The 12942-nt window shown below is 43.5% G+C and carries 10 protein-coding genes, 1 pseudogene and 1 other annotated feature; of the genes and pseudogenes, 3 read left to right on the forward strand and 8 right to left on the reverse strand.

Going from position 1 to position 12942, the window contains the following annotated elements:
• Window positions 1-11: 11 nt before the first annotated feature.
• The 3 genes from thrB to RCG19_RS04710 are packed head-to-tail and all read right to left on the reverse strand — an operon-like array spanning window position 12 to window position 3279.
• Complete coding sequence (thrB, locus tag RCG19_RS04700; RefSeq protein WP_308109856.1) at window positions 12-929, reverse strand: homoserine kinase; 918 nt, start codon at window positions 927-929, stop codon at window positions 12-14.
• Entirely contained in the window at window positions 926-1987 is a 1062-nt protein-coding gene (gene thrC, locus RCG19_RS04705; RefSeq protein WP_308110926.1) for a threonine synthase, read from the reverse strand. Before thrC ends, thrB begins: the two co-directional genes overlap by 4 nt.
• Window positions 1987-3279: a homoserine dehydrogenase gene (locus tag RCG19_RS04710; protein ID WP_308109857.1), complete on the reverse strand. Its 1293-nt coding sequence runs from the start codon at window positions 3277-3279 to the stop codon at window positions 1987-1989. The genes thrC and RCG19_RS04710 overlap by 1 nt, the downstream gene beginning before the upstream one ends.
• Window positions 3280-3558: 279 nt before the next feature.
• Window positions 3559-3772 (forward strand) — a binding site (T-box leader).
• 169 nt (window positions 3773-3941) lie between these two features.
• Between RCG19_RS04710 and serA the strand changes: the two genes are divergently transcribed.
• Window positions 3942-5585, forward strand: a complete 1644-nt coding sequence (gene serA / locus RCG19_RS04715) for a phosphoglycerate dehydrogenase (RefSeq protein WP_308109858.1) — start codon at window positions 3942-3944, stop codon at window positions 5583-5585.
• Between the two features lie 381 nt (window positions 5586-5966).
• Here the strand turns inward: serA and RCG19_RS04720 are convergent, their stop codons facing one another.
• Entirely contained in the window at window positions 5967-7091 is a 1125-nt protein-coding gene (locus tag RCG19_RS04720) for an HAD family hydrolase (RefSeq protein WP_308109859.1), read from the reverse strand.
• 150 nt (window positions 7092-7241) lie between these two features.
• On the opposite strand from RCG19_RS04720, the gene RCG19_RS04725 reads away from it, so the two are divergent.
• Together RCG19_RS04725 and RCG19_RS04730 are read left to right on the forward strand one after the other, a co-directional pair.
• Window positions 7242-7688 (forward strand): MarR family winged helix-turn-helix transcriptional regulator, encoded by a 447-nt coding sequence (locus RCG19_RS04725; RefSeq protein WP_308109860.1) that lies wholly within the window; start codon window positions 7242-7244, stop codon window positions 7686-7688.
• Between the two features lie 130 nt (window positions 7689-7818).
• A pseudogene (locus tag RCG19_RS04730) lies at window positions 7819-8247 on the forward strand (AhpC/TSA family protein); the annotation flags it as partial.
• A 47-nt stretch (window positions 8248-8294) separates the two neighbouring features.
• On the opposite strand, the gene RCG19_RS04735 reads toward RCG19_RS04730, so the two are convergent.
• From RCG19_RS04735 to RCG19_RS04750, 4 genes are all read right to left on the reverse strand, one after another.
• On the reverse strand, window positions 8295-8612 hold the full coding sequence (locus RCG19_RS04735; RefSeq protein WP_308109861.1) for a DUF3870 domain-containing protein: 318 nt from the start codon (window positions 8610-8612) through the stop codon (window positions 8295-8297).
• Between the two features lie 8 nt (window positions 8613-8620).
• Window positions 8621-9829, reverse strand: a complete 1209-nt coding sequence (locus RCG19_RS04740) for an acyl-CoA dehydrogenase family protein (protein WP_308109862.1) — start codon at window positions 9827-9829, stop codon at window positions 8621-8623.
• A gap of 140 nt (window positions 9830-9969) precedes the next feature.
• Complete coding sequence (locus tag RCG19_RS04745) at window positions 9970-11151, reverse strand: CaiB/BaiF CoA transferase family protein (RefSeq protein ID WP_308109863.1); 1182 nt, start codon at window positions 11149-11151, stop codon at window positions 9970-9972.
• A 357-nt stretch (window positions 11152-11508) separates the two neighbouring features.
• Window positions 11509-12930, reverse strand: a complete 1422-nt coding sequence (locus RCG19_RS04750; protein WP_308110928.1) for an NAD-dependent succinate-semialdehyde dehydrogenase — start codon at window positions 12928-12930, stop codon at window positions 11509-11511.
• Window positions 12931-12942 lie beyond the last annotated feature (12 nt).

A 12942-nucleotide genomic window follows, 5' to 3' on the forward strand; every position in this document is an offset into this window, starting at 1 on the left:
TGCTGTCCCGTTTATTTCACAAATTCCTCAACTTCCTTTACACAGCTGCCAAAATAATCGATTGACAACCTTTTTACAGTCATGCTGGGAAATTCCTGACCTAAGGCATACGCCAGCTCCTGCCCTTTTCCTTTTTCACTAAAGCAAATGACTGTTGGCCCGGCACCGCTCAATGCCACTCCGAATGCCCCATTGGACTTTGCACATGATTCAATCTCTTGATAAAAATGAATCAGCGGTTGTCGATAGGGCTGATGGAAACGGTCTTGTCCCATCATTTTTCCGGCAAGATTCCAATTTTGACTTACTAGAGCAGCAATCAAAAGGTTAGCAGTGGAAGAAGCCTGGACAGCCTCTTGCCGTGAATAGGCGGCAGGTAAAACATCGCGCGATTCCTTCGTCAATAAAATTTCCCCCGGTATCACCGTCACCATTTCGACAGGGAGGTCAGTAATGGAAAGCATATCTACGTCATGTTGATCATACCTTCCGATGACAAGTCCTCCAAATAGAGAAGCACCCACATTATCCGGATGCCCTTCCCACTTTGTAGCAAGCAGAAGCTTTTCGTTTTTCGTTAAACGTAAGCCGCCAACCGCATCCGCAAGCTCAATTCCGGCAACAATCGCCGCCGCACTTGAGCCAAGTCCTCGCGCTAAGGGAATCTCACTCTCTATTTTTATTTTACAAGGAGGTAACTCTATTCCATAATTAGCGGCGGTCTTAATGGCAACTTGGCAGATAAAATGGCTCTCATCGGTTGGGAGATCCTTCAATTCCTCACACGAAGAATAGCATTCCCACTGATCGTTCTTCTCGATTTCTAATGTTAGATATAAATTTAATGCTAGACCGATTGAATCGAAGCCAGGCCCAAGGTTTGCTGTACTCGAAGGTACTTTAATCACAAAGCGATCATGTAAAGTCATCCGCGGACAACTCCTCGAATATGTTCAGCAACAGCTTTTTCATCGTTTGGTAATGGAACTGGTGTGACAAGACTGCTACTGATAGCTGTGTCAGGGTCCTTTAAACCATTACCTGTCAGCACAGCGACAATTCTTGTCCCTTTGCTGATTTTTCCATTTTGGATACTCTTATACACGCCGGCAATGGATGCGCAGGATGCAGGTTCAGCAAATACACCTTCAGCGGCTGCTAATTTTTTATAAGCGGTAATTATTTCTTCATCGCTTACTTCATCAAATTGGCCATGGGATTCTTCGACGGCATTCACTGCAAGATCCCAGCTTGCAGGATTACCAATTCGAATGGCTGTTGCTATGGTTTCCGGATTTTCAAAGACGCGATTATGGACAAGTGCTGCCGCACCCGCTGCTTCAAAGCCAAACATTCGTGGCAGTCCCGTCTCCTTCTTCTCGTTGTATTCTTTAAACCCTTTCCAATATGCACTGATATTTCCGGCATTTCCAACCGGAATTGCTAAAATTTCAGGTGCAGCCCCAAGCTGGTCACACACTTCAAATGCGGCTGTTTTTTGTCCCTCAAGCCGATAAGGATTGACCGAATTTACGAGCGCAATCGGTTCTACCTTACTAATATTTCGCACCATTTTTAACGCTTCGTCGAAATTTCCCTCAATCGAGATAATTTCTGCTCCATACATCATTGCTTGCGCCAGTTTTCCCAGCGCAATTTTCCCTTCTGGGATGACAACGATACAATTGATTCCGGCCCGCGCCGCATATGCTGCCGCTGCCGCGGATGTATTTCCTGTGGATGCACAGATAACGGTTTTACTGCCTTCCTCTACTGCCTTGGCAACAGCCATAACCATCCCTCTGTCTTTGAAAGAACCGGTTGGGTTAGCCCCTTCAACTTTTACATAAAGCTCAACGCCCCATTCCTGGGATAGCCTTTCAAGCTTGATTAACGGTGTATTTCCCTCATTTAGCGTAAGCTTAGGTGTTTGTTCGTTAATTGGTAAATATTCTTTATATGCTTCTAATAATCCCGGCCATCTCATCATGCTTTCCTCACCACTCTATATGCACTTTTTACTTCCTTAACTGCGCTTAAATCGTATAATTCCAGTAAAATCTTATCATAATTAGTTTCTGAAGCTTTGTGTGTAACTAAGACAATTTCTGATGTCTCATTTTTCTTAATTGGCAACTGCAGAATTTTTTCAAAACTTACCCCATGTCTAGCAAAAATTGCGGTAATATCGGCAAACACGCCCACTTCATCCTGGACATGAATCCTAAGGAAGTATTTGGAGAACTTTTCTTCATTATCCTTTAACCGCTTTGGATATTGCGGTGTAACAGCACTGCGGCCATTTACGCCAAGTCGTAAATTTTTAATGACTCCAACAAGGTCCGATACGACTGCTGTTGCGGTTGGCATGCTTCCTGCACCAGGACCGTAAAACATCGTTTCGCCGACGGCTTCTCCGTACACATAAACTGCATTGTATTCATTTTGCACAGAGGCAAGTGGGTGATTGTTTGATAGGAATGTAGGTGCAACACTGACCTCGACCTTTTCACCCTCACGACCGGCATAGCCGATTAACTTCATCGTATAGCCTAATTGTTTACCGTAGCTTAAGTCTTCTTCAGTAATGCTGGAAATACCACTGACCTTTACATCGTCCAAATCAATATGCATTGAAAACCCTAATGTAGCGAGAATGGTCATTTTTCGTGCCGCATCAAGGCCTTCAACATCGGCAGTTGGATCTGCTTCTGCAAAGCCGAGCTCCTGTGCTTCTTTAAGGACCTCTTCATATGAACGTCCTTCATCACTCATTTTAGTTAATATATAATTGGTTGTTCCATTCACAATTCCCATCATTTGTGTAATCCTGTCTGACGCAAGGCCGTCAACAAGACCTCTTAAGACTGGAATACCGCCAGCCACACTTGCTTCGTAAAAGAGGTCACAGCCATGTTCTGTGGCGACTGTTAAGAGCTCGGAACCATGGAGGGCCATCAAATCTTTATTGGCTGTTACCACATGCTTGCCTTGGCGAAGAGCGGTAATCAAATAGTCTTTTGTATCATGTACCCCGCCCATAACCTCAATGACTACATCAATTTCCTTGTCAAAAAGGATATCATCTGGGTTGGAGGTTAAAGTCTCTGTATCTACTTCAACCGGTCTATTCTTATGTAGGTCCTGGACAAGGATCTTTTTAACGACAACCGGACACCCCACTTGATGGATTAATTTATCTTGGTGATTTTCAATAATTTTTACTACGCCTGAACCAACTGTGCCTAATCCTAATAACCCTATCGAGATTGCTTTCATAAAGATCCCCTCCTGCAATTGTCCACTTGTGGCGCACAAATGTTTTTCTATTGTAGACATTATATGATTCTCTTTATTCTTTTACAATAGATTTGTTTTATGGTTTTCCAGTGAAACCGTTTCCTTCCGCGCCATAATAGGCTTGCATTTTTTTTCTGAAATTTTCCAAAGTAAAAAGAAAAATATTTTCTGCTTTAGCCCTTTACAATCTTGAAGAAAAGGTTGTAGAATAATCCCTATATTCATCTTAATTAGAAATTTCAATTAATTATACACTATTAAATAGTAATGATGAAGACGGTAGTAAGAAAAAGCCACAGAGAGCCGGTGGTGGGTGCGAACCGGTGCAATTTCTTATTTAACCTAGCCCTTCTGAACTGGCAGCTGAACCTATTAGTAGGCATGCCCGGTGTAAAGCCGTTACACTTATGAGGCTGCTCTTATTTTTCAAGCAGCAAAAGAGGGTGGCACCACGTTCATTCACGTCCCTCATAACAGGTATTTTTTTGTCTGTTATGAGGGACGTTTTCTATTTTTACAGAAAGGAGAAATGTTCTGATAGATTCATTGGGTATTGCCCAACGTTTTACTAGCATAGAAGTAGTAGTTACATGAAAATGAATGGTATCGCTTTTTAAATAGCTGAGGAGGTTGGAAAGATCATGTATAAAGTTCTTGTAACAGATGGTATTAGCAGCACTGGTTTGGTGAGTCTTATGGAGCATCCCCATTTTGTCGTAGATCGGCAGCCTACATTGCCGACCGAAGAGTTGAAAAACATTATTGGCCATTACGATGCTTTAATTGTGAGAAGCCAAACAAAGGTAACCGAAGAACTACTTTTGGCAGCAGACCGGCTTCGGGTCATTGCCCGTGCAGGTGTTGGAGTCGACAACATTGATGTCAATGCAGCGACCCGAAAAGGGATCATCGTCATTAATGCTCCGGGGGCAAATACAATTGCCGCAACAGAGCATACATTAGCGATGATGTTGTCATTAGCGCGAAAAATTCCGCAAGCACATCAAAAGACAGCAGGCGGTGAATGGGATCGCAACTCCTTTAAAGGGGTGGAATTGTACAAAAAAACGCTAGGCGTTATCGGTATGGGCAAAATTGGAACAGAAGTGGCAAAACGGGCGAAAAGCTTTGGCATGAACATCCTCGGGTTTGATCCTTATTTAACAGAAGAGCGCGCGAAGAAACTGGGGATGACGAAGGCAAGCCTCGATTTAATTGCCCAGGAATCCGATTTTATCACGATTCATACGCCTCTGACGAATGATACGAGAGGATTGATTAATGACGACTATTTAAGCAAAACGAAAAAAGGGGTTCGCTTTGTAAACTGCGCCCGTGGCGGTGTAATTGACGAGGAAGCTTTAGTTAGAGCTATTAAGTCCGGGCATGTGGCAGGCGCTGCCCTTGATGTATTCGCAAAAGAACCGGTAGCCGATCCAGAATTGCTGCAAAACCCTAATATTATTGTCACGCCGCATCTTGGCGCTTCCACTGTAGAAGCACAGGAAAAGGTTGCCCAAGAAGTAAGTGCGGAGATTATCGAAATTTTTGAAACGCAATCGATTCAAAATGCCGTTAACATGCCGCAAATGTCTGGAGAAACACAAGCAAAGCTGCAGCCATATTTACTGCTGGGGGATCAAATGGGCCAGCTAGTAATTCAATTATTAAATAAAAAGGCTCCTGATAAAATCGAGATCAATTATTATGGTGATTTAATTGATGAAGATACCGAATTACTGACTCGTACTCTCTTAAAAGGCATTCTATCCTATCATTTAAGTGATTCTGTCAATCTCATAAACGCACTTCACCTTTTGAAGGAGCAGGGTGTTTCCTATAATGTGGTGAAACATGCTACCAATAAAGGCTTTGCGAATTATATGGAACTTTCAGTATCCAACGGTTTGGAAACGGCGCGGATTGGCGCTACTGTCTTAAACGGCTATGGTGCAAGGATTTTGAAAATAAACGAATATCGGATAGACGTAAAACCTGAAAAATACCTTTTATATATCAAACACCGCGACGTACCGGGGATGATCGGCAAAGTGGGCTCACTACTCGGGAATCATGGGATCAATATTGGTACGATGCAGGTTGGGCGAACAGAGGTCGGCGGGGCGGCTATCATGGTGTTAACCCTCGATAAAGCCTTGGGCACAGAAGTCATTCGGGATTTAACCTTAATTGAAGGATTAGATGAAGCGCAATTACTGGAGTTGACGAATGTGGATTCGTTCGAGCCGGGGCGTGTGGAGCAGGAGAAAGTGGAGAGTATTTAGTTTTGTTTTATTAAATGAAAGAGGGCTTGCGCCGTTTAGTTGCGCAGCCCTCTTTTTCGCTCATATTTATATGATTGATGTTAGTTTTTTTGATTCGCTCATTGGAGGCAGGAATTTCGTTCATTGGAGGTTAAAATTCGCTCATAGAGACCCATCATTCGCTCATAGATGAGACAAGTTGTTAAATTAAATCATAAATACTCAATTATCGAGGTGTAAATTTACAATATTTAACTTCCCAACCAGTCTATCAGCGAATTTTAAGGTTCTATCAGCGAATATTGGCATTCTATCAGCGAATATTGGCATTCTATCGGCGAATATGAAGGTTTTATCAGCGAATCCAAGAAAGCCACAAACTAATAGGAAAGATCCTTATTTTTAAAGAATACTCTTTAGATCTAAAACCGAATCAAGTATATAATCCGCCTCATACTGTTCAAATTCACTTCGTGCGGCTTTTCCGGATAGCCCTGTTAAGACCGCGGCAAACTGACAACCTAGTTGTCTCGCAGCTAACAAATCTGCCAAGGAATCCCCGACCACAAGGACCTCTTCACCATTTTCTATTGGCAGCGCCGTTTCTAAACATTCCCGTATAGACGTACTCCTACCCTTAATCCCCATTACATATGTATACGGATGCGGTTTCGATAAAGATTTCCATTCTGGAAGCTCCTTTTCCGCTATCAAAACGTCATCAGCCGTCACAATTCGATTCTCATCAAAATGCTTTAACCAGTCCAAATGCTTAAAAGGCTGGATCGTTTCAAGTGCGGGCCGGCCTGTTCCGATTCCGATCGTGAATCCGTCCCTTTTTAGATAGTGAAAAAGTTCAGCAATTTTGTCCCTAGGTGCTAATGTTGTTTCGTTTGCCAAGAAGCCTTGTTTACCGGTTTGGACTGATGGTCTTCCGGTAGAAGCAAGGACATGTTCATCACCCACATACCATTCCTGGGAAACATGCTCGCAAATCGCCCAAAGTACACCTTTATTGAAAATAGTCGTATCCACCCCAAGCTTTTCCTTCACGAGCACATTCAAGTAACTAAGCAAATCCTGCCTCATAGCATCAGATCGAGCAAAATCTTCCAAAAACAAACCAAAATCTAGCTCAACATGATAATTACTTAACACCCTGCCGATCTCCACCAACGTTTCACGATCCAATGGTGCCTGGCACCATTTGGTAATATTTTCAAATTCATTTTCTTTGATTTGCGACAATAGGTGGATGAGTTGGTAGCTGAATGATAAATAGATCATGTCCCAGTTGGCGTTTAGGCCGCGGGATTTCATAAATTTGAGGACTTTGTCGTCCTGAAAAATTTCTTCTCTTATTGTTTGAATTTCCGCTTCACTATGGTTTGTTTTAAATTTCCCAGGTGCCAATGCTAAGTAACTGCAACTGTGCAGCATCTCCCAAACCGTTAAAGCAGAGGCATCAAAATAATGCTCTTCGCTCAGTAAGACTCCATCAACATCAAACAAAATAGTTTTAATCAACTCTCCAACCTTCTTTCCTAGTCTTCTTTTTCACTTTATCGTAACACAGCGACGCTAAGAATTTGAAGTATATATTTTGTTTGACATTTTTATTAAATTTATGTAAATTTAATTGTGCACAATTAAATTGTGAAAGGGGTACCGTACGTATTGAACTCAGAAGAATTTTTGAAGCTTGAGAACCAATTATGTTTTGCGATATATGCTTGTTCAAGGGAAATTACCCGGCTCTATCGTCCCATATTAGATCAGCTTGAACTCACCTATCCGCAATTTTTAACCCTAATCGTTTTATGGGAGGGTAAACACCTCACTGTAAAAGAGATTGGGGAGCGTCTTTATTTAGACAGTGGCACCTTAACACCAATGTTAAAACGAATGGAAGCAATGGGCTTATTGGTTCGAGTTAGGGCTGCTGAAGACGAGCGCAAAGTAATAATCGAACTGACTGAAAAAGGCACACAGTTAAGAGAAGCTGCAATGGAGCTACCGGAAAAGTGCATCCCCCATTTCGGCCTTTCAAGAGGCGAATACAAAGACTTATTGATAAAAATGAACCAGTTAATTGCAAATCTCCAAAGAGTGACACGATCCTAAATAACGAGGTGAAATAATGGCTTTAACATTAGAGCAGCCCTATAAAGAGAACCAACTCTTTACATCAATCATTGAAGACAAAAAAAGTATCGTTGTATTTGTTCGGCACCCTGGCTGACCGGTCTGCCGAGAAGTGCTTACGCAGTTGCGTGAGAGATATGAAGAATTAACCGCGACAGGCTATCAGGTTGTTGTGATTACCCCATCAATCAAGACCTATTTAGAACAATTTATTCCGGCATTTGGTCCGTTCCCGTTCCCGATCTACGGCGACCCTAAACGCGAACTTTACCGCAGTATGGGCCATCAGACAATGCCGAAATGGAAGCTGCTATTCCAAGCAGTAATGGCTTTTATGAAAAATGGTACGAAGGCATTTTTGCCAAAAGATGAAGCGCAGAAAAAACTTGTGCAAAAGGCAATGAAGACCCATGATATTTATATTCAGGGCGGTACCTGGATTTACGATGAACAGGGAAAAGTCATATGGAAGCACATTGACACAGAGCCAGAGGATCATGCTTCGATCGATACGATTTTAACCATTATTCATAAATAGTAGAATAAGCCGTGCGCTAAGATTTTTCCAGCGCCACGGCTTTATTTTTATTGATTGGAACTGTCGTATTGACCGTATAAATCTTTAACGGCGGCAATTAGCGCATTTACTGCCTTTCCGCGGTAGCCTTCCCTTAGTGCAGCTATAATATCGTCTATCCCGTCCTGCAGGCTGTGCCCTTTTAAAATTTGCTGAACGTACGCTCGCCCATGATCGGTAGCCAGCGTACAGGAGGATTCAATAATAACCCCGTATTTTTTATCCACCTCTACGGTGATTGTTAGTGAATCAAATACACTTTGGGCAGCCATCCCCTGCGGCAAGCGGGAGTGTCCCGCGAGGAAATAAGTTTTTAATCCAGTCATCTCTCCACTTAACCTTTTATCAAACTTTCTTCAAATGGCCATGCAGGCAGCATTTTTCGCAGCGGTTTATCCTCGCGGTACCCGAGTGCATATTCCCCCTGCATAATCGTATGAATTTCTCTCGTGCCCTCATAAATGACAGGGGCCTTAGCATTTCGTAAATAACGCTCGACCGGAAATTCATTTGAGAACCCGTAAGCACCGTGAATTTGGACAGCATCGTTAGCTGCCTCATAGGCCGCATCACAAGAAATCCATTTTGCCAACGATGTTTCCTGTGTATTGCGCTTGCCGTTATTTTTTAACCAGCCGGCTTTAAAAACGAGTAATCGGGAAATCTCAAGGTTTGCCGACATTTTCGCAATCATTTGCTGAACGAGCTGGTGCCTGCCGATTTCCTTGCCAAATGTTTTCCGTTCTTCACAATATTTAACACTTGCTTCAAGCGAGGCCATAATCGTGCCGCAAGCGCCTGCTGCTACCGTGAAACGGCCATTGTCCAGGGCAGACATCGCAATTTTAAAGCCCTCTCCTTCATATCCTAACAAGTTTTCTGCAGGCACTCTGACATTATCAAAAAAGACCTCACCCGTATTTCCGGCGCGGATCCCAAGCTTCCCTTTAATCGCCTTTGAGGAGAAACCGGCAAGTGTGCGTTCGACAATGAAGCAGGAAATGCCATGATGAACTGCCTTCGGGTCTGTTTTGGCAAAAATCAAGAAATGATCGGCCACATCACAGAGAGAAATCCATGTTTTTGATCCATTTAAAATATAGTAGTTCCCGTCCTTTACCGCCGTCGTCTCCATTGCCGCTACATCCGATCCGGCATTCGGTTCCGTAAGTCCAAAGGCACCTACTTTTTCACCTTTAGCTTGCGGAACAAGATATTTTTGCTTCTGCTCCTCTGTTCCCCACTGCAATAGCGTCATACTATTTAATCCGGTATGAACAGAGACAGCGGTGCGGAAAGCAGTGTCTCCTCGTTCGAGCTCCTCGCAGACTATCGCAAGTGTGTTGTAATCCATACCGACGCCGCCATACTCCTCAGGGATGCATACCCCCATGAGCTGTAGCTCCGCTAAACGTTCTAGAATATTTGTGGCAAAATGGCCTTTCTCATCCCACTCCTTAATATAGGGCATAATTTCACGGTCAACGAAGGCTCTGACTACCTTTCTTACACTCTTTTGTTCTTCCGATTGTGAAAAATTCATCTAAAGTTCCCCCTCTTTGGAAAAGCGGAAGCACCTTGTCCAGTGGCGACAAGCATAGGACGAGCCGGCGTGAAGGTTGCTTTTTACCTTCACAACGGATTGGCTTATGACCTCGAGCCCCTAGGCGCTGCAGCTAGACACTAAATAATAGTTTGTTGTTTCATTTGGGTAATTTCCTGCTTTGAGTAGCCAAGTTTTATTAATACCTCTTCGGTGTGTTCCCCGTGCATGGGCGGGTGTCTATCAATAGCGACTGGAGAATTTGAAAATTTTAACGGTGAACCAACAAGCTTTAAATCCTGAATCACGGGATGCTTTACATTGACAACAATTTCTCTGGCACGTGCCTGCTCGGAATCCAACGCCTCCTTCACATTGTTAATGGGGCCATTAGGAATTCCAGCCTCATCGAGCAATTGTTTCCATTCCCCTCTAGATTTCTTTTTAATTTTGGCTGCGATTATTTTTTCAATTTCAGCTTTAAAGTGCAGCCTGTCAGAGTTCTTTTCATAGTGTAAAAGTGCTGGCTCGTCTAGGAGAATAACTAGTTTTTGATATTGCCGGTCATTTCCTACCGCGATGATAAAATCTCCATCATTTGCGGTAAACACTTGATATGGGACAATATTCGGGTGGGCATTCCCAAGCCGTTCAGGGATATTGCCGGAGCATAAATAATTACTGGCAACATTCACTAGAGCAGCCAGCTGCGAATCAAATAAAGCGATATCCACTTCCTGCCCCTCACCCGTGCTATTGCGATGCTGGATGGCTCCCAAAATTCCGATACACGTAAATAGTCCGGTAAGTACGTCTGCGATCGCGACACCAACCTTTACAGGCTGTCCCTCTTTTTCACCGGTAATGCTCATTAAACCCGACATGGCCTGAATAATAAAATCATAGCCTGGCAGATGGGAGTAAGGCCCCTCAGTGGATCCAAAACCACTAATCGATGCTAAAATAATTCCCTCGTTTTCTTTTTTCATTTCCTGATAACCAATGCCCAACCTTTCAAGTGTACCCGGCTTAAAATTTTGAACGACGACATCGGCATCCTTTATAAGTTTTCGAAAAATCCCCTTACCTTGCTGTGATTTCAAATTTAGGGTGATCCCCTGTTTATTTCGATTGGCACATAAGTAATAGGCGCTCTCTCCTTCCACAAACGGCGGCCCCCAGCCACGTGTTTCATCCCCGGAATTGACGCTTTCAATTTTAATTACCTCTGCCCCCATATCACCTAAAATCATCGTACAATAGGGTCCGGCTAGTACGCGTGATAAATCAATTACCTTTATTCCATGGAGCGGCCCTGTCAATTGAGCTACCCCCTTCCTCTATGGATTCTATGAAAATATCGATAATCCTTCGTCATGATTTGAAAAAAGCCAGCAGAAACAATCAATGACAAAAATGGCATTGATTGTTTCACTGGCTTTTATTCGTGGTTTCTCCTCTGGATGGAGGATGAAGCGAATTAGGCAGCTACTTTTTCAAAGATGCTATTTTTTTCCGCATGAAGATTTGAATGATTCCGCCAATTTTCACGATTATTCCGCCGAAATCCCAATTTATTCCGCGGATATTTGGATTAATTCCGCCAACTTTGGTCATAATTCCGCCGAATTCACAATTAATCCCGCCAAGTTCACAATTTGTTCGGTTCAGAGCTCCTTTTATATATCCAACCCAATGGATATATACTTCACTTCTAAGAACTCTTCAATTCCATAATGTCCGCCTTCACGGCCGAGGCCGCTCTCTTTATAGCCGCCGAATGGAGCCTGAACGACCGATGGCAGGGCATCATTTAAACCGATAATTCCGTACTCAAGCTGCTCTGTGATTCTGAAGGAGCGGCTTAAATTGTCCGTATAGACATAGGCCGCCAAGCCGTAACAGGAATTATTTGCCCGTTCGATGGCTTCCTCTTCCGTTTTGAAAGTTGAGATTGGTGCGAGTGGACCAAAGATTTCATCCTTCATGCATTCCATCCCATCGTGAATATCGGTCAAAATCGTTGGAGCATAGAAATAGCCATTTTCATCAGCTGGTTTGAGGCCACTATATGTGACTTTTCCACCCTTTTTGAGCGCATCCTTGACAAGTCCGTCAACTTTTTTATATGCAGCTTTATCAATTAACGGCCCAATATCTGTTCCTTCTTCAAGCCCGTTGCCGACCTTTAACTTTTCTAATTCCGCTTGAAAAAGCTTGATGAATTCGTCGGCAACACTTTCCTGCACATACACCCGATTCGTACAAATACAGGTCTGACCGGCATTGCGGAACTTGGATTGGACAAGCCCTACAGCAGCCTTTGCTAAATTAGCGTCATCCATAACGATAAACGGGGCATTTCCGCCAAGCTCCAAGGATACCTTTTTAACATTTTCAGCGGCGCCGCGCATTAACGTTTTGCCGACCTCCGTTGAACCGGTAAACGTTATTTTCGTCACGCGTGGGTCCTTCAGCCAAACCTCACCAATTTCAGCGGAACGCCCGGTAATCACGTTAATGACCCCGGCCGGAATCCCCGCCTCATGGGCAAGTTCAACTATTTTTAAAGCAGTCAACGGCGTTTGGTTCGCCGGTTTTACGACGGCCGTACAACCGGCTGCAAGTGCCGGAGCTATTTTCCTCGTAATCATCGCTGCCGGAAAATTCCACGGGGTAATCGCCGCAATGACACCAACAGGTTCCTTCCGAACTAATATTCTTTTATTGGGATGGGAGGCTGGAATGGTTTCACCGTAAACCCGTTTCCCTTCTTCCGCATACCAAGAGATAAATCCGTTTGCGTACTTAACCTCACCAAGCGCCTCATTTAATGGTTTTCCTTGCTCAATCGTCATGATCCGGGCAATTTCATGCTTATTTTCTTCTATTAAAAAATACCATTTCATCAAAAGATGATAGCGCTCTTCCGCCGTCTTTTTCGACCAGAGTTTGAAGGCTTTATGGGCGGCATCGACTGCCTGCTTGGCCTCATAGGCACCACCCGTAGGCACCGCACCAATCACTTCTTTTGTCGCAGGATTGATGATTTCTGTAAAAACCTCATAATCACTGCCAACCCAATCGCCATTTAGATACATCGGATAGATTTG

Source organism: Neobacillus sp. OS1-2, assembly GCF_030915505.1.
Classification (GTDB): Bacteria; Bacillota; Bacilli; order Bacillales; family Cytobacillaceae; genus Neobacillus.

What these genes read in the sequence shown, in the direction of transcription:
- thrB (WP_308109856.1), bottom strand. Translation starts at nt 929, where the DNA reads ATGACTTTACATGATCGCTTTGTGATTAAAGTACCTTCGAGTACAGCA.
- thrC (WP_308110926.1), bottom strand. Translation starts at nt 1,987, where the DNA reads ATGAGATGGCCGGGATTATTAGAAGCATATAAAGAATATTTACCAATT.
- RCG19_RS04710 (WP_308109857.1), bottom strand. Translation starts at nt 3,279, where the DNA reads ATGAAAGCAATCTCGATAGGGTTATTAGGATTAGGCACAGTTGGTTCA.
- serA (WP_308109858.1), top strand. Translation starts at nt 3,942, where the DNA reads ATGTATAAAGTTCTTGTAACAGATGGTATTAGCAGCACTGGTTTGGTG.
- RCG19_RS04735 (WP_308109861.1), bottom strand. Translation starts at nt 8,612, where the DNA reads ATGACTGGATTAAAAACTTATTTCCTCGCGGGACACTCCCGCTTGCCG.
- RCG19_RS04740 (WP_308109862.1), bottom strand. Translation starts at nt 9,829, where the DNA reads ATGAATTTTTCACAATCGGAAGAACAAAAGAGTGTAAGAAAGGTAGTC.
- RCG19_RS04750 (WP_308110928.1), bottom strand. Translation starts at nt 12,930, where the DNA reads ATGTATCTAAATGGCGATTGGGTTGGCAGTGATTATGAGGTTTTTACA.